General features: G+C 57.9%; 20 protein-coding genes. 12 read left to right on the forward strand and 8 right to left on the reverse strand.

The window, feature by feature from the left end; genetic code table 11:
- Positions 1-43 precede the first annotated feature (43 nt).
- Entirely contained in the window at positions 44-517 is a 474-nt protein-coding gene (locus AC2FEE_RS11545) for a copper chaperone PCu(A)C (protein ID WP_496865326.1), read from the forward strand.
- Between the two features lie 88 nt (positions 518-605).
- Here AC2FEE_RS11545 and AC2FEE_RS11550 read toward each other — a convergent pair whose 3' ends face one another.
- Positions 606-1,214, reverse strand: coding sequence for an HdeD family acid-resistance protein (locus tag AC2FEE_RS11550; RefSeq protein ID WP_496865328.1), 609 nt, complete (start codon positions 1,212-1,214; stop codon positions 606-608).
- A 69-nt stretch (positions 1,215-1,283) separates the two neighbouring features.
- Positions 1,284-1,979, reverse strand: a complete 696-nt coding sequence (locus AC2FEE_RS11555) for an NAD-dependent deacylase (RefSeq protein WP_496865501.1) — start codon at positions 1,977-1,979, stop codon at positions 1,284-1,286.
- A gap of 28 nt (positions 1,980-2,007) precedes the next feature.
- Here AC2FEE_RS11555 and AC2FEE_RS11560 point away from each other — a divergent pair, with 28 nt between their 5' ends.
- Positions 2,008-2,451: a low molecular weight protein-tyrosine-phosphatase gene (locus tag AC2FEE_RS11560; protein ID WP_496865330.1), complete on the forward strand. Its 444-nt coding sequence runs from the start codon at positions 2,008-2,010 to the stop codon at positions 2,449-2,451.
- Here the strand turns inward: AC2FEE_RS11560 and AC2FEE_RS11565 are convergent.
- From AC2FEE_RS11565 to AC2FEE_RS11575, 3 genes are all read right to left on the reverse strand, one after another.
- Entirely contained in the window at positions 2,448-3,389 is a 942-nt protein-coding gene (locus AC2FEE_RS11565) for a LysR family transcriptional regulator (RefSeq protein ID WP_496865332.1), read from the reverse strand. The genes AC2FEE_RS11560 and AC2FEE_RS11565 overlap by 4 nt on opposite strands.
- A gap of 64 nt (positions 3,390-3,453) precedes the next feature.
- Positions 3,454-3,765, reverse strand: a complete 312-nt coding sequence (locus AC2FEE_RS11570) for a hypothetical protein (RefSeq protein ID WP_496865334.1) — start codon at positions 3,763-3,765, stop codon at positions 3,454-3,456.
- Positions 3,762-4,868 carry a Hint domain-containing protein gene (locus AC2FEE_RS11575; protein ID WP_496865336.1) on the reverse strand — a complete coding sequence of 369 codons (1,107 nt, stop codon included), beginning with the start codon at positions 4,866-4,868 and terminating at the stop codon, positions 3,762-3,764. The genes AC2FEE_RS11570 and AC2FEE_RS11575 overlap by 4 nt, the downstream gene beginning before the upstream one ends.
- 163 nt (positions 4,869-5,031) lie before the next feature.
- Between AC2FEE_RS11575 and lepA the strand changes: the two genes are divergently transcribed.
- Complete coding sequence (lepA, locus tag AC2FEE_RS11580; protein ID WP_496865338.1) at positions 5,032-6,831, forward strand: translation elongation factor 4; 1,800 nt, start codon at positions 5,032-5,034, stop codon at positions 6,829-6,831.
- A 235-nt stretch (positions 6,832-7,066) separates the two neighbouring features.
- Positions 7,067-7,633, forward strand: a complete 567-nt coding sequence (locus tag AC2FEE_RS11585) for a DUF4145 domain-containing protein (RefSeq protein WP_496865340.1) — start codon at positions 7,067-7,069, stop codon at positions 7,631-7,633.
- 42 nt (positions 7,634-7,675) lie between these two features.
- Here AC2FEE_RS11585 and AC2FEE_RS11590 read toward each other — a convergent pair whose 3' ends face one another.
- Entirely contained in the window at positions 7,676-7,816 is a 141-nt protein-coding gene (locus AC2FEE_RS11590) for a hypothetical protein (protein ID WP_496865342.1), read from the reverse strand.
- A gap of 106 nt (positions 7,817-7,922) precedes the next feature.
- Here AC2FEE_RS11590 and AC2FEE_RS11595 point away from each other — a divergent pair, with 106 nt between their 5' ends.
- The 4 genes from AC2FEE_RS11595 to AC2FEE_RS11610 all read left to right on the forward strand — a co-directional run bounded on the left by AC2FEE_RS11595 (position 7,923) and on the right by AC2FEE_RS11610 (position 9,826).
- Positions 7,923-8,243, forward strand: coding sequence for a hypothetical protein (locus AC2FEE_RS11595; RefSeq protein ID WP_496865344.1), 321 nt, complete (start codon positions 7,923-7,925; stop codon positions 8,241-8,243).
- A gap of 184 nt (positions 8,244-8,427) precedes the next feature.
- Positions 8,428-8,607 (forward strand): CTP synthetase, encoded by a 180-nt coding sequence (locus tag AC2FEE_RS11600; protein ID WP_496865346.1) that lies wholly within the window; start codon positions 8,428-8,430, stop codon positions 8,605-8,607.
- Positions 8,608-8,723: 116 nt separating this feature from the next.
- The gene (locus AC2FEE_RS11605) at positions 8,724-9,209 is read left to right on the forward strand and encodes a hypothetical protein (protein WP_496865347.1); all 486 of its coding nucleotides are present in this window, start codon (positions 8,724-8,726) and stop codon (positions 9,207-9,209) included.
- A gap of 170 nt (positions 9,210-9,379) precedes the next feature.
- Entirely contained in the window at positions 9,380-9,826 is a 447-nt protein-coding gene (locus tag AC2FEE_RS11610) for a hypothetical protein (RefSeq protein WP_496865349.1), read from the forward strand.
- Positions 9,827-10,941: 1,115 nt separating this feature from the next.
- On the opposite strand, the gene AC2FEE_RS11615 is transcribed toward AC2FEE_RS11610, so the two are convergent.
- Both AC2FEE_RS11615 and AC2FEE_RS11620 read right to left on the reverse strand, forming a co-directional pair.
- Entirely contained in the window at positions 10,942-11,079 is a 138-nt protein-coding gene (locus AC2FEE_RS11615) for an entericidin A/B family lipoprotein (RefSeq protein WP_496865350.1), read from the reverse strand.
- Positions 11,080-11,212: 133 nt separating this feature from the next.
- On the reverse strand, positions 11,213-11,554 hold the full coding sequence (locus tag AC2FEE_RS11620; protein ID WP_496865352.1) for an ArsR/SmtB family transcription factor: 342 nt from the start codon (positions 11,552-11,554) through the stop codon (positions 11,213-11,215).
- Between the two features lie 305 nt (positions 11,555-11,859).
- Here AC2FEE_RS11620 and AC2FEE_RS11625 point away from each other — a divergent pair, with 305 nt between their 5' ends.
- From AC2FEE_RS11625 to AC2FEE_RS11640, 4 genes are all read left to right on the forward strand, one after another.
- Positions 11,860-12,492 carry an ATP-dependent Clp protease proteolytic subunit gene (locus AC2FEE_RS11625; protein WP_058282412.1) on the forward strand — a complete coding sequence of 211 codons (633 nt, stop codon included), beginning with the start codon at positions 11,860-11,862 and terminating at the stop codon, positions 12,490-12,492.
- A gap of 132 nt (positions 12,493-12,624) precedes the next feature.
- A complete protein-coding gene (gene clpX / locus AC2FEE_RS11630; RefSeq protein WP_058282413.1) occupies positions 12,625-13,890 on the forward strand; it encodes an ATP-dependent Clp protease ATP-binding subunit ClpX in 1,266 nt (421 codons plus the stop codon).
- Between the two features lie 63 nt (positions 13,891-13,953).
- The gene (locus AC2FEE_RS11635) at positions 13,954-14,316 is read left to right on the forward strand and encodes a RidA family protein (RefSeq protein WP_496865354.1); all 363 of its coding nucleotides are present in this window, start codon (positions 13,954-13,956) and stop codon (positions 14,314-14,316) included.
- A 79-nt stretch (positions 14,317-14,395) separates the two neighbouring features.
- On the forward strand, positions 14,396-14,779 hold the full coding sequence (locus AC2FEE_RS11640) for an NADH:ubiquinone oxidoreductase subunit NDUFA12 (RefSeq protein ID WP_496865355.1): 384 nt from the start codon (positions 14,396-14,398) through the stop codon (positions 14,777-14,779).
- Positions 14,780-14,786 lie beyond the last annotated feature (7 nt).

Raw genomic sequence — 14,786 nt, forward strand, 5'->3', positions numbered from 1 at the left:
AATTTTTCCATTCCTATCAAATATCTACGTAAGGAGAGACGCGATGTCCCTCAAATCCAAACTGTTCGCCACTTTGGCTGCTGCAACCTTGGCCACAACGGCTTTTGCGCAAGATACAATTTCGGTCGATGACGCCTATGCCCGGTCGTCAGGTAAATCGGCCAAGGCTGGCGCGGCCTTCATGATGATCCAGAACACCGGTGAAGCCGACGACCGGTTGATCGGCGCGGAATCCGATGTGGCGGCGCGGGTCGAACTGCATACCCATCAGGTTGATGACAGCGGTGTGGCCAAGATGGTGCACGTCGAAGAAGGTTTTGCCATTCCTGCGGGCGAAACCCAGATGCTGAAACGTGGCGGCGACCATGTGATGTTTATGGGACTGACCGCTCCGTTCGAGCAGGGCGCGACGATTCCCGTAACCCTGATCTTTGAAAAAGCAGGCGAGGTTGAGATCGAAGTTCCCGTCGATCTGGAACGTCAGGACGAGGGCGGTCACGGGTCGCACTCGAACTGAGGTTACGCCTGTCTTCGAGCCGCGTTGCAGCCGTCATCCATACGTCAGGCCGGGCTTTGCCCGGCCTGTATGCGTTGTGGCGATTAGTTCAGCGATTGACCACCCGCATCGCCACGCGATCATGGGCGCGTTTGAAACGGGCGGTCAGCCAGAACATCACGGCCGAAACGGCCAGTGCCCCGAACGCGATAGCCCAGCCCAGCGCCACCATGCCGCTTCCGGGCCAGAAGATCAGCACCAGCCCGATCACCAGCGCCACGATTCCCGAGTTGCGGACCGAAGCGGCATCGGGGTGTTGATCCGACATCTGTCGCCAGGCCATCAGAGAACCAACGCCCATGATCAGCGCCCATGCGCCCAGCAGGAAGAAGGTCAGCCGGGCCACGCCCTCGGGCCAGATCAGTAAGACCAACCCGATCAACAGGGCGCCGATGCCAGCGCCTCCGATCAGGCCGCGCCGTCCGAATCCCAGCAGGGTCAGACCGCCGTCGAACACCAGCAACAGGCCGACCAGCCGCAGCAAAAGCGAGATGCTGCCCGTCGGCCAGAACAGGGCCGCGATGCCCAGCGCTCCGGCCAAAACCCCACGCAGCAGGAATGTCCACCACAGCCCCGCTAACTGGTCTCCCAGCGCATCACGCCCGTCCAGGCTGCTGTCGTCCAGGATCTCTTCGCGTGGAGATCGGGGGTCTGTCATGATGTTCTCCCGGCTTGTTAGACCTTCACTATAAACAATAATATCAGCTTGTGTCTGTGGGAAATGCGATCAGGGCCGCGCAAGTAGCGCGTCCACCCAGTGCGGAACTGTTTCCGACGCCGGGCCGAGGATGACTTCATCAAAACTGGATGCCCCATCTGAGGGGGCGAGGTTCAATTCGATTGTTCGCGCGCCGGACATGCGGGCCTCGTGCACAAAGGCGGCCGCGGGGTAGACCTGACCCGAGGTGCCGATCGCCGCGAACAAGGTTGCGTTGGCCAGATGGTCGTAGATTGCGTCCATGTGGTACGGCATCTCGCCAAACCAGACCACATCCGGTCGCGCCGAGGGGGAGTTGCAGGCTGGGCAGGGCTCCCCTACAGACATCTCGGGCGGGGCGGACCATCGGTGATTACAGGCTGCACACAGCGCCCCGGCCAGCGTGCCATGCATGTGGATCACGTTTCGGGCGCCGCCGGCCTCGTGTAGGCTATCGACGTTCTGAGTGACGATCACCACGTCGCCGGGAAAGCCCTGTTGCAGGCGGGCCAACGCCTGATGCGCTGCGTTAGGCACGGCCTTGGCCGCCTGCACCCGGCGGGCGTTGTAGAAGCCGTGAACCAGGGCGGGATCGCGGGCAAAGCCCTCGGGTGTGGCGACATCCTCGATCCGGTGCTTTGCCCACAGGCCGCCTTCGTCGCGGAACGTGCCCAACCCGCTTTCGGCGGAGATTCCGGCCCCTGTCAGAATGACGATCTTTTCCATCTTTGCCTCACGCGCTACACCTTGGCCCATGACCCACCGTATCCTCTTTGTCTGTCTCGGCAATATCTGCCGTCCTCCCGCTGCCGAAGGTGCGTTTCGCGCCCGTGCTCCCCAATACATGACTGACAGTGCCGGGACTTCGGGCTGGCATATCGGCGACCCGCCCTATGGGCCGATGCAGACGGCGGCGCGAGCGCGGGGTATTGAACTGAGCGACTTGCGGGCGCGGCAATTCGGGATCGAGGATTTTGATTGGTTCGATCTGGTCATCGGTATGGACGCTGAGAATATCAGGAACATCGAGTCTTTGCGGCCTGCGGGGAATGAGACCCCGGTCCACTTGCTAACCGATTTCGCGCCACATACGGGAGCTGACCACGTGCCCGACCCGTACTATACGCGGGATTTTGAAGAGGCGCTGGACCTGATCGAGACCGCCGTGGCGGGGCTCGACGCGTATCTGCAGACCTAGCCCATCACCTTCAGGCGGTCGGCAAGCCACGGCAATTGCGCCAGCGCCGGATCGACGATCTGGTTGCGCATCAGACGACGCATCATGCCTGCAACCTCTTGTGGAACCTGATCGGACCAGCCGGTACGGGTGAACAGGGAAATCGTGCGTGCAAAATCCCCAAACGGGGCGGGATGCGCTTCGAGTGCATCGTGAAACCGGGTTGCCCGCATGTAGCCCAGAGGCGTGGTGATAGCCCATCCCAACCCACGCGCAACCATCGCCATCAGTGCCAGATGTGAGCCGATTTCGAACCGCTCTTCATAGTCCAGCCGCTGCCGGGCCAGATGTGCCTCGATCTGACGGCTGATCAATTGATCGCGGGCATAGCGCAAGAAGGGAAGTTCCTGAATGGCATTCTCAACCCCTTTGGGCGTCACCAGGATGAACGGGTCCTGCACCAAGGGGTATTCGACCACGCCCTCCAGCACCTCGCCGGAATGGGCCGATACCATAAGATGCAGGCGTTGGGCTTCTAGCTCTTCGAACAAATCCAGACTGGGCAGGGTGAGCAGCTTGAAGTTCGAACGGGTCAGGCTGTCGGCAAGCAGGGTCGCAAGCCGAGGTGTCAGGTCATTGTCGAAATCGTCGATCAGCCCAATGGACAGGGTGGTTAGATGGCCCAGATCCATCACGGTCAATTCGCTTTGGGCCATCTGCAACTCGGCCAGCACTGCCTCGGTCCGGGCCAGAAAGCTACGCCCCGCCTGCGTCAACCGCATCGGGCGGCGCCCGTGATCGACCAGCTCGGTCCCCAGGGCGTTTTCCAGATTGCGCAACTGTTGCGATACCGAGGGTTGACTGAGTCCCGTGATCTCGGCGGCCTGCGCCACCGAGCCCGTACGCGCCAGGGCCTCGAACACTTCGAGCCCGCGCAGGGTCAGCCCTTTCATAACCATCAGATATACCTTTCGCTGCGCCTTTTCTGGGGCGCAGTGCGGATCAGGTCAAGGATTGATCAGCTTAGTTGCAGACGGCTTGTGCCATCTGGCCGAAGCTCCGATAGCGATCCCACAGCGCATCATCACGCGCGGTTTTTGACATCTTCAGCTCTTGCGCCTGATGGGGATCGTTGAACCACTTGGCGACGGTCTTCTGGTCGCTGCGGGTAAGCGCCTGATCCGCGACGCGCTGGATGCAGTTGCACCGGTCCCGCGTTGCGGCCGTTCGGTCGGACGCCAGACACGCCCGTTTGATCTGCGCCGCCTCAGCGGTTTGCGGGGCCGCCGCTGAGATTGACGTGGCACAAAGTGCGATTAAGAGGAACTGTTTCATGCTCGAGCCTCGTTTTTGCCTGCCCGGAGGGATCTGTCGCCCCTCTCGATCTGGGCGGGATTATGAATCAAACGTCCCCTTGGATCAATGGACAAGATTTTCTGGATCAAAAACGCGGCATCGCGGCGCCTCAGAGCTAACCTTGCGGTTTGCGTTGCGTCTGAGTTTTGCTCGGCGAGATCGGAAAAGAACAGGGCGTCGGGGTCATCCGATGCGCCCTTTGATGCAACAAGCAGGCTTTCAGAAGCCGTGCCATTGGCATTGATTACCGAATGCTGATCCAGCAGAAGGTGATGATAGCAGGCCGTTTTTTCGGCTGATAGCTCGGCGAGACCGACGTCCACAAGGCAGACGGCCGGGACAAAAACCTCGGAAACACCGAAATGTAGCTCGGCAATAGGGTGCGTAACCAGAAGCCGATGTTGTTGCGACACGAAAAGCGAGGCAAAGTTGGACAGTACGCCAGCGGGAATTTCGACCATCCTGAAGCGCCCGGTTGCGATCACATTCCGCGACCCGACCCAGCGCACGGGGGTATACCCGTCATCCAGCGTCCAGACTAGGTCGCCGGGTTTCACCGTCTCGATAGGAGTATTTCCTTGGTCGGTGCGTATCAATGTCCCGCGGCGGTAGCAGATCGGCGTGACATAATCGACCGCGGCAAAACTGGGCCCCTCCTGCGTACTGACAACCTGCAGCTCAACCCCGGCTGGGGGAAACTCTCCCGGGCCGCCGATAAAGGCAATGCCTTCAACCGTCGCATAGGACGGGGAAGAGTTGTTCACGTTGAAGGCAACGGCCTGATAGGTGTTTACCCCGTCCGTCAGCGTTATGCCGTATTCGGCCTCAACCCGCGTACCGTCGGTAAACAGTGTCCCGTCAATCGTCTGATCGCCATCCAGTCGCTGATTGCCGTCATTGTCGGCAAAATCGGCATCGTTGCCTCCATCGCGGATGAGCACCTCGGTGGCCGAGCGGGAGTCGATCGTAATGGTCTGGCCAATCAGGTGACTGCCGTCACCCTGATTGAGGCCGTCCAGGCCCTGCGCCAAGGAAATTGTCAGCTGGCTTTCACCCAGAACAAATATGGAATAATCAGCCATGTATTAAACTGCTTTCTCACCGGCGCTTTAATCCGTTGCTACCAAAATCACCGGCGGACCTCAATTTACAGTAAACGCGGCCAGTCAATATCGCGCTCTGAGTGTCTTTTCAGGGCGCTTCCCGGCTTGACGAAGGGCCAATCTACGGACATATCCCCAACCCATGACAGACCTCGCTCATATCCGCAATTTCTCCATCGTCGCGCATATCGACCATGGCAAATCCACCCTTGCTGACCGGCTCATCCAAGAGACCGGAACAGTCAAGGATCGCGACATGAAGGAACAGCTGCTCGACAGCATGGATATCGAGCGGGAACGCGGCATCACCATCAAGGCCAACACGGTTCGCATCGACTATACCGCCGACAATGGCGAAGCATACGTGCTGAACCTGATCGACACCCCCGGCCACGTGGACTTTGCCTATGAGGTCAGCCGGTCGATGCGCGCGGTCGAAGGCTCGCTGCTGGTCGTGGACTCGACCCAAGGTGTTGAAGCGCAGACGTTGGCGAATGTCTATCAGGCCATCGACGCCGATCACGAGATCGTGCCGGTGCTGAACAAGATCGACCTGCCCGCGTCCGACTGTGACCGCGTGGCCGAACAGATCGAGGATGTGATTGGCATCGACGCGACCGACGCCATTCAGGTCAGCGCCAAGACCGGGCAGGGCATCCACGAAACGCTTGAGGCCATCGTTCAGCAACTGCCCGCGCCGCAGGGCAATCTGGACGCGCCGCTTAAGGCGATGCTGGTGGATTCCTGGTACGACGCCTATCTCGGCGTCATCGTTCTGGTCCGCATCATGGACGGCACGCTGAAAAAGGGCATGCGGGTCAAGTTTATGTCGAACAACACCCTGCACCATGTCGACCGCGTCGGCGTCTTCCGGCCTGAGATGGAAATGGTTAACTCCTTAGGCCCCGGTGAGATCGGCTTCCTGACCGCTTCGATCAAGCAGGTCCGCGACACCCGTGTCGGCGACACCATCACCAATGACCGCAACGGCACTGAAATCGCGCTGGACGGCTTCAAACCCGCGCAGCCGGTGGTGTTCTGTGGCCTCTTCCCCGTCGACAGTTCCGAATTCGAAGACCTGCGTGATGCGATCGACAAGCTGGCCCTGAACGACGCCTCGTTCTCGTTCGAAATGGAAACCTCGGCAGCGCTTGGCTTTGGCTTCCGCTGCGGCTTCCTGGGCCTTCTGCACCTTGAGGTCATCCGCGACCGTATCGAACGCGAATATGATATCGAGCTCATCACCACCGCGCCGTCGGTGATCTATCACGTCTTCATGAAAGACGGTGAGATGATCGAGCTGCACAACCCCGCCGACATGCCCGACCCGTCCAAGGTCGACCATATCGAGGAACCGCGCATCAAGGCGACCATTCTGGTGCCCGACGAATTCCTCGGCGACGTGCTGAAACTGTGTCAGGACCGCCGCGGCATCCAAATGGACCTGACCTATGCGGGCAGCCGCGCCATGGTCGTCTATGACCTGCCGCTGAACGAGGTCGTCTTTGACTTCTACGACCGCCTGAAATCGGTGACCAAGGGCTATGCCTCGTTCGACTACCAGATGACCGGCTATACCGAGGATAATCTGGTCAAGATGTCGGTGCTGGTGAATGACGAACCGGTTGATGCACTGTCGACCATGGTTCACCGCGACCGGGCCGAGATGCGGGGCCGGGCGATGTGCGAAAAGCTGAAAGATTTGATCCCGCGCCACATGTTCAAAATCCCGATCCAGGCCGCCATCGGAGGCAAGGTCATCGCCCGCGAGACCCTCTCGGCGCTGCGCAAGGACGTGACCGCGAAGTGCTACGGAGGCGACGCCACGCGGAAACGCAAACTGCTGGACAAGCAGAAGGCGGGGAAAAAGAAGATGCGCCAGTTCGGGAAGGTGGATATCCCGCAAGAGGCGTTTATTTCTGCTTTGAAGATGGACAGCTAAGTTTGCTACCAGTTCGAACGAAGGATTTGCTTGGAAATTGGAACCAGATTTTCTGAAACCAGTTTCTCGATTGATGCAAGGTAACTGTATATAGATGTCTGAATTCGTAGTGGATTGCCCACGATGTGGCGCTGTTCGTTCAACGCACGATGTTTTTTCAAGTGTTGTGATTGGAATTCGATATAATTGGAAGCAATTTGCCGAAATCTCAGGAATTTGTAGATCCTGTCACAAAATGAGCGTGAAAATCGTCTCAAGATTGAGCTCTGACCGGTCGTTGAACAGCTACTTTGGGGACGTTGGATCTCTAAACACGCTGAGCAGCTACAATGGGTCTCTGAATGATATTGTCGAATTTGAGCGGAATGTGACGCTTCGCGACCGAATTCAAGCCGCTCCACCCGACCACGTTCCGGAAAAAATTGAAAACGTTATTCGTGAAGGCAATGCTTGTCTTGCAACTGAATGTTGGAATGCGGCCGCAGCCATGTATCGCTTGGCCCTAGACATGGCAACGAAGGGATTATTGCCAGACAATGGGGAGCCTCCGGCGAAAGTTAGGCGCAGTCTGGGTTTGAGAATCCAATGGTTATTCGACAACCAACAATTACCTCCCGACCTGCAGGGATTAGCGGACTGTCTCCAGCAGGATGGAAACGACGGAGCGCATGATGGAACACTTGAGAAGGAAGATGCAGACGATCTCCACGATTTCTGTTTTGAATTGATGCGTAGACTGTACACGGAGCCAAAAAGAGTGGAGCTCGCTGAAGCCCGGCGGGCTGCAAGACGACAGGGGTAAACCCATCGTTCGACACTGTCTGCATTGTCTTTTGATCCGTGACTAAACCCGCTCGCCCGGCGGCACCGCCGGGCCGCGCCGACCCGCCCCCATGGGGCGGCGCTGCCCTCCGTTCTGCAATTCAACCGTTACAAGCGTGTTTGCGCCCCAGGGCTCCGCCCGTTCGGCCCTGAAGCGGTCCACTGGACCGATCCCAAGACGGGCCTCACCCCACTGTGACCCACCTCACAGCCCCAACTGAACCCTCCTGCTACACTTGACCCAACGGAACCCTCTGCAGGAGGCCCAAATGTCCACATCCATGATTCCCCTTATCGCCCTCGGGTCGGCGGGTCTCTATTCCGTGGCCATGATCGCGATGAAGTTCTGGTGGAAACTTCCCGGCGTAGGACTTGGCCTGCTGATCGTCGCAACGCTGCTGGCTGGGGCCACGCTGGAACTCGCCGCGTTGCGCGAGGAACGGCTGGGGATCATCTATACCGGCATTCTGGGGGCCGAAGTCATTCTGATCGCCATCGCCTCATTCTTTCTGTTCGGCGAAAACTTCTCTTATCGTGAAGCCGCAGGGATTGGGCTTGTTCTGGTTGGCACGGCATTGGCATGGGCCTGATCGCGCCGCGCTAATTGGGCCGCGCGATTGCATTTCATCCGGGGTCGGTCGCTGCCCCCATTTTCGCTAATCATTGGCCGCTAATATGCCTTGGTGCGCTGCGTATTCTGACCCAGATCAAGGACCGTTCCTGGCCCTGATTCTAGGGTCCGCAGAAACGCACTGGTAAAAAAATGAGGCCCCTATGTCGCCCCTGACGCTGATCCTTCACATCTTCCTTGGTTCCACCCTTGCCGGGTCCGCTGTGATTGCGGTTCTGGTTATGGGCCACGCATCGTGGACAACCCTGCTGATCGCTGCGGTCATTGGTTTTGTGGCGGCGTTTCCGGTCTCGTTTCTGGTGGCCCGCAAGCTCGAAAGCTGAACGCCCGGTTTAGACGCAAAGATCGGAATGTGTTATCCTCCGCGCGGGGGGCCGCGTTCAGGCGGTTTTTTCTTTACATGCTTGCAACGCCTGACCCTCAGAAATGAGAGGTTATTATGCACAAGTTCTTAATTGCGACCGCAACCACAGCTCTGACCCTCGTCCTGTCTGCAGGTCTGGCCATGGCCGAGACCTATGACGCCACCAGCAAAGGCATGGGGACGAATGCGAACCAGGTCTATGGCATCTCGGACGGCCACGCGGTGGTGAAAACGCAGACCGATTATGACAGTTTCGAGGTCGTCGCCGGGCACCCTTTGGAAGGGGCGAGTGGATCGTGCTTTGGCGCGGTGCTGATCAATGGGGCCGGGGTCTCGGGCACCGGGAATTGCGTGTTTGATACTGCCGCAGGGGAAAAGGCGGTTATGACTTGGACGGCCACGGGGATCGGTGAGGACGGCGCCTTGACCGGTGAATGGACGGTTTCGGGCGGTTCGGGCAACTGGGCCAGCGCAACCGGAGGTGGAAGCTTTTCCTCTTTGACCGACCCCGATACCAAGAAATTCGTGAATACGATCAATGGCAGTATCACGGTTGAATAAGTTAACTCTTACAATGAATTAAGACGGGGGCCATGCCTCCGTCCACTGGAAACATCTGAGGGATCAATGAACCACAGATGAAGTTTCCCTTAGGTAAGTTGTAACCGGGTCTCTCGCTTCCAATGTGTTCAGCAGGCCAGGGACGGCCACCGTTTTGGAGGAGAGAGCCAATGACCAGATATATGACTGCCGGAGCAGCCGCTCTGGCCGCGACCCTCACCCTTGGAACGGCCGCTTTGGCCGATGCGCCGGACCTGCGCGGTACATGGCTGGGGTCGTATACGACTGTCTCGCCGTCTCATACACATCGCGGCGAAGAACCCAGGTTCAATCAAGCCGAGTGGATGCTGGATATCCAGATCCAGGAGGAAAACGTCTTCTGGGGCCCCAGCAAGTGGCGGCGCGAAGGTGACACCGAATGGAATGTGAATGAGGCCACCGGCACTATCAGCCTCGATGGGTCCGGCAGCATCGGGATCACCGAAACCTCACCTCTGATCATCGGCGCGAATGCGCTGATTGATGCCCGGTACGAATACGGAAAGATTTTTGCGGATTTCCGTAGCCTGCGTAACGGAACGACCTACAGCACCGTTCTGGAACGTCAGGTGAACTGAAGCGTCTCTGGCCCGAGCGGTCTGTAGGGGGTACTGGCTGCTATTTGTTGCAGCGCATAATGGTAAACCCGGTCGGGCCGGAGCGCTTCGCAGGAAACGGAACCAAAGCCTCCGACGGAAAGAGGCGGGTCGGACGGCCACTGCGCTGCCTGCGACAGGGTTTGGATCGCTACGTGCCGGATTGCGGCGTAGGCCGACATGGGTAGTCCGGACCTCGTGAACCTTCAGCACGGTGTCGCAGGAGGGGCAGGGCGCGTCCAGCCCTGGTTCCGTTTCCATGTCTATTGGCCGTATGAGTCTCGGGCCGTGACACGAATCGCGGAATCGGAAATTGGCACAAGACGCCCAGGTTTCACGCCGAGGTGTCCGTTTAATCCCTTTGCAGTCGCAGAAACGCAGTCTGATTAGTCGTTTTGGCATTGCTCAAAGTTTTCCTTCCTCAAACCGGCCCTGCCGCGCGACTTCCGGAGTTATCCCCAAAACGCTCCCAATGGATATCAACACGTTATCCCCGACTAAATTTCATGCTGCAGTGCTATTCTCTTGCCGGACCCCGGCCCCGGTGCAACGATCACCCTACCACAACGGTTCCTAGGAACTTGGGTGGGGCGCAAAGGCCAGGGGGTCGGCACAGTGAGGGCGGATTTTAGGATCTGACTTGTTGCGCAGAGACTTACCGGTGGATGGACAGTTGATCGGGATTTCGAATCCGGATCAGTTGACCAACCTCTCAGAAGGCCGGCGCGGGCTGTGATGTGCCTGTCGGCACGGCACGGCGGCCGTGGTTCTTATCAGGGCCATGGTAACTGGCTCGGGACGTCCCCCGGACGTGTCGACCCGGCAAGGCGTCAGGAGTGTCCGCAAGGATACGTGCACGGACCGCGTCTGCGCACCTGACGCCTTTTCCTTTTGTCGTATTTCGGCTTGAAACAGGCTGCCACTTTACTCTTGCTCGAAAAAAAACAGCGGGGTCTTGAGCGTTCGCAAGACCCCGCTGCCTTGTCAGAAATGCAATACCGCGCCTATGCACCAGTAGGCTGAATCCTGCGGCAGGTCGGCTGAATCATCAACTGTACGTTGGGTTTGCGCTTTGCGACCTAACGATATCTGGGGCGTCAAAGGTTCTCCTGAACGTCCGTGGCTGCGTTCTGAATCGCGTCACCCGCTTTCTCAATGTCTTTGCCAGCGCCCTTTGTGGTTTCGCAGGCGGTGAGGGTGAACAGGGCAAGCCCAATCAGAATTGCACGGATCATCAGTATCTCCATTCGTGTCAGTTTTTTGTTGCGTAGCAGCTTTTCTTGAATTGAACCAGTGCCTTGAAGCCTGTTCGGTCTTTAAGGATCGCCGAACAAAGCACGGCGAACAGAACGTGTCAGGACTGTGCAATCAGCCTTTGTCTTCGCCGCAGAACATATCGTAGATCAGTTCGATCAAGCGACGGGGGCGGTCATCCGCCAGGCGATAGTAGATCGCCTTGCCGTCGCGGCGGGGCGTTACCAGCCCTTCGAGGCGCAAACGGGACAGCTGCTGGGACACGGCCGCCTGGCGGGCGGACAATAACCCTTCCAACTCGGTTACTGATTTTTCACCTGACACCAGATGGCACAGGATCATCAAGCGACCTTCGTGGCTGATGGCTTTCAGGAAATTCGACGCGCGCGTTGCGTTTTCAACCATCTTGTCGAACGACTCGGGAGGTATATCTTGCGAAAGCTGGGGAAGGGCCATCGTGTTTTCCTTGTCTACTCATAAAACGTGTGAGCGTTGAGTGAGGGTTCTCTGAGTGAGAGCCTTGGTTACATATTTTGCGCATGTATTTCCATATGCATGAATCAAAATGATGTGATGTGAGGGCGTCAATATGTGATTACGCTGTCCGAACTGATAACAAAAGAGCAGGTTCAACACTCAAATCCCGGCTGCAGGGCCTGAAGTCTTCGGTCCCCCTTGCAGCCCCCCTGTGGCGACACTAAGACTCGGGTAACGTTTCTTCGGGTAATGTCCCGATCCATAGCAAAGCAGGCAGGTTCAGAATGTTCGATCCAGTTGATACCTATATGAATACGCTCGTCCCGATGGTGGTCGAACAGACCAGCCGGGGTGAACGCGCCTACGATATTTTCTCACGCCTTCTGAAAGAGCGGATCATCTTCATCAACGGCCCGATCCATGATGGCATGAGTCATCTGGTCGTTGCCCAATTGCTGCATCTCGAGGCGGAAAATCCCAGCAAAGAAATCTCGATTTACATCAACTCGCCCGGCGGTGTTGTGACCAGCGGTTTGTCGATTTACGACACAATGCAGTATATCAAGCCGAAATGTTCGACATTGGTCATCGGTCAGGCGGCCTCGATGGGGTCAGTTTTGCTGGCCGGTGGCGAGAAGGGAATGCGGTTCTCGCTGCCCAACAGCCGCATCATGGTGCACCAGCCCAGCGGCGGCTATCAGGGTCAGGCCAGCGACATCATGATTCATGCGGCCGAGACGCAGAAACTGAAAGATCGCCTGTATGACATCTACGTGCGTCATACCGGGCAGACCAAAAAGGCGGTTGAAAAGGCGCTGGATCGTGACAATTTCATGAGCCCGGAAGAGGCGAAAGATTGGGGTCACATCGACGAAATCGTCGAAAACCGCGCAAAAATGGACGGTGACGAAGCCTAAGGTTTAGCCTCTGCGCGCGTTGCGCGGAGGCGCATTTTGAGATTGTAGCCGTCTCGGTGCTAGCCTAAGCTGCACCAATAGGTGGCAAGCGGTCCTAGAGGGACCGCAGGGACGAAGCCCGAAAGGTAGAACATGGCGACGAATTCAGGCGGCGACGGCAAGAACACGCTCTACTGTAGCTTCTGCGGCAAAAGCCAGCATGAGGTACGCAAGCTGATTGCCGGACCGACCGTGTTTATCTGCGATGAATGCGTCGAACTGTGCATGGACATCATCCGCGAGGAAACCAAAGCCAGCGGGCTGAAATCCTCGGACGGTGTTCCGACACCCAAGGACATTTGCGAGGTTCTGGACGATTACGTGATCGGTCAGGCCACGGCCAAGCGGGTTTTGTCGGTCGCTGTGCACAATCATTACAAGCGGCTGAACCATGCCCAGAAAGCGGGCAGCGATATTGAGTTGGCCAAGTCCAACATCCTGCTGATCGGGCCGACCGGTTGCGGTAAGACCCTGCTGGCGCAGACACTGGCACGAATTCTGGATGTGCCGTTCACCATGGCGGATGCGACCACGCTGACCGAAGCCGGTTATGTGGGTGAAGATGTCGAGAACATCATCCTGAAACTGCTGCAGGCCAGCGAGTATAACGTCGAGCGTGCGCAGCGCGGCATCGTCTATATCGATGAGGTCGACAAAATCACGCGCAAGTCCGAAAACCCCTCGATTACCCGCGATGTGTCGGGTGAGGGCGTGCAGCAGGCTCTGTTGAAGCTGATGGAAGGTACTGTGGCCAGTGTGCCGCCGCAAGGTGGCCGCAAGCATCCGCAACAGGAATTTCTTCAGGTGGATACCACGAACATCTTGTTCATCTGCGGTGGTGCGTTTGCCGGTCTGGACAAGATCATCGCGCAGCGCGGCAAGGGGTCGGCCATGGGATTTGGCGCCGATGTGCGCGACAATGACGAGCGTGGTGTCGGTGAAATCTTTAAGGATCTCGAACCGGAAGACCTGCTGAAGTTCGGCCTCATCCCGGAATTCGTCGGCCGTCTACCGGTTCTGGCGACGCTGGAAGATCTGGACGAAGATGCGCTGGTCACCATCCTGACCAAGCCAAAAAACGCTCTGGTCAAGCAGTATCAGCGCCTGTTCGAACTGGAAGATGCCGAATTGGCCTTTACCGACGATGCGCTGAAGTCGATTGCCAAAAAAGCCATTGAACGGAAAACCGGTGCGCGTGGTCTGCGTTCGATCCTTGAAGACATCCTGCTGGACACGATGTTCGAACTGCCCGGCATGAAGAACGTGACCGAGGTTGTGGTCAACGAAGAGGCGGTGTCGTCCGACAAGCAGCCTTTGATCATCTACGCGGATGCAGCGGAATCGGCCTCGGCCGGGTAAGTTCAAATCGAATTACCAGTCACGGCGCGGCACTGACCGCGCCGTTTTCTTGTGAGGGGTACCATGACGATCAAACGTATTTCCTCAGGCGGAGAATTCGAGGCCAAAATCGGCTATTGCCGCGCGGTGGTCGCCGGTGATTGGGTTCATGTCGCCGGAACGGTCGGGCAGGGCGATGACGTGACCGCTCAGTGCCAGTCGGCACTCGAAACGATCGGCAAGGCTCTGACCGAAGCCGGGGCCAGTTTTGCCGATGTCGTGCGCGTGACCTACATGCTTCCGGACCGGTCAGAGTTCGAACCCTGTTGGCCGATTCTGAGGGAATACTTCGGCGACAATCCACCGGTCGCAACGATGATCGAATGCGGTTTGATCGACCCGAAATACCGGATCGAAATTGAAGTAACGGCATATTTGCCGGAATAGCAGGTGCGGCCCTGGTGGCACTGGACCTTAGCGAGCCTTTGGTCCATATCTGCAGGAACAGAAATGTCGGAGGCAGCCGATGGGTATCCTGAACAGTCTTTTGCGGGCCGTAACCTGGTGGAACGGGGCCACCTTGAACACGCAGATCTATACTGCGCGGAAAGGTGAGAAAGTCGGCGAAGACAACGAAGGCAACGTCTTCTACCGCAATGCCGACGACAGCAAGCGCTGGGTGATTTTCAACGGTGAAGCCGAGGCCAGCCGGATCGACCCCGATTGGCACGGATGGCTACACCGCACTTGGGATGAGCCGCCGACCGATAAGCCGCTGCAGCACAAACCCTGGGAAAAACCGCATCAGGAGAACCTGACGGGAACAGCTTTAGCCTATACCCCTGCGGGGTCTCTGCGTCGGCAAGACCCGGTCAAGCGCACGGATTACGAGGCCTGGAGCCCGGAGTAAACGAGGC

This window comes from Ruegeria sp. YTSC199, from assembly GCF_059609725.1.

Coding starts and splice junctions, on each gene's coding strand:
- clpX (WP_058282413.1), top strand. CDS start 12,625: ATGGCGACGAATTCAGGCGGCGACGGCAAGAACACGCTCTACTGTAGC.
- AC2FEE_RS11570 (WP_496865334.1), bottom strand. CDS start 3,765: ATGAAACAGTTCCTCTTAATCGCACTTTGTGCCACGTCAATCTCAGCG.
- AC2FEE_RS11575 (WP_496865336.1), bottom strand. CDS start 4,868: ATGGCTGATTATTCCATATTTGTTCTGGGTGAAAGCCAGCTGACAATT.
- AC2FEE_RS11620 (WP_496865352.1), bottom strand. CDS start 11,554: ATGGCCCTTCCCCAGCTTTCGCAAGATATACCTCCCGAGTCGTTCGAC.
- AC2FEE_RS11545 (WP_496865326.1), top strand. CDS start 44: ATGTCCCTCAAATCCAAACTGTTCGCCACTTTGGCTGCTGCAACCTTG.
- AC2FEE_RS11640 (WP_496865355.1), top strand. CDS start 14,396: ATGGGTATCCTGAACAGTCTTTTGCGGGCCGTAACCTGGTGGAACGGG.
- AC2FEE_RS11625 (WP_058282412.1), top strand. CDS start 11,860: ATGTTCGATCCAGTTGATACCTATATGAATACGCTCGTCCCGATGGTG.
- AC2FEE_RS11565 (WP_496865332.1), bottom strand. CDS start 3,389: ATGGTTATGAAAGGGCTGACCCTGCGCGGGCTCGAAGTGTTCGAGGCC.
- AC2FEE_RS11585 (WP_496865340.1), top strand. CDS start 7,067: ATGAGCGTGAAAATCGTCTCAAGATTGAGCTCTGACCGGTCGTTGAAC.
- AC2FEE_RS11605 (WP_496865347.1), top strand. CDS start 8,724: ATGCACAAGTTCTTAATTGCGACCGCAACCACAGCTCTGACCCTCGTC.
- AC2FEE_RS11595 (WP_496865344.1), top strand. CDS start 7,923: ATGTCCACATCCATGATTCCCCTTATCGCCCTCGGGTCGGCGGGTCTC.
- AC2FEE_RS11635 (WP_496865354.1), top strand. CDS start 13,954: ATGACGATCAAACGTATTTCCTCAGGCGGAGAATTCGAGGCCAAAATC.
- AC2FEE_RS11560 (WP_496865330.1), top strand. CDS start 2,008: ATGACCCACCGTATCCTCTTTGTCTGTCTCGGCAATATCTGCCGTCCT.
- lepA (WP_496865338.1), top strand. CDS start 5,032: ATGACAGACCTCGCTCATATCCGCAATTTCTCCATCGTCGCGCATATC.
- AC2FEE_RS11610 (WP_496865349.1), top strand. CDS start 9,380: ATGACCAGATATATGACTGCCGGAGCAGCCGCTCTGGCCGCGACCCTC.
- AC2FEE_RS11555 (WP_496865501.1), bottom strand. CDS start 1,979: ATGGAAAAGATCGTCATTCTGACAGGGGCCGGAATCTCCGCCGAAAGC.
- AC2FEE_RS11615 (WP_496865350.1), bottom strand. CDS start 11,079: ATGATCCGTGCAATTCTGATTGGGCTTGCCCTGTTCACCCTCACCGCC.
- AC2FEE_RS11600 (WP_496865346.1), top strand. CDS start 8,428: ATGTCGCCCCTGACGCTGATCCTTCACATCTTCCTTGGTTCCACCCTT.
- AC2FEE_RS11550 (WP_496865328.1), bottom strand. CDS start 1,214: ATGACAGACCCCCGATCTCCACGCGAAGAGATCCTGGACGACAGCAGC.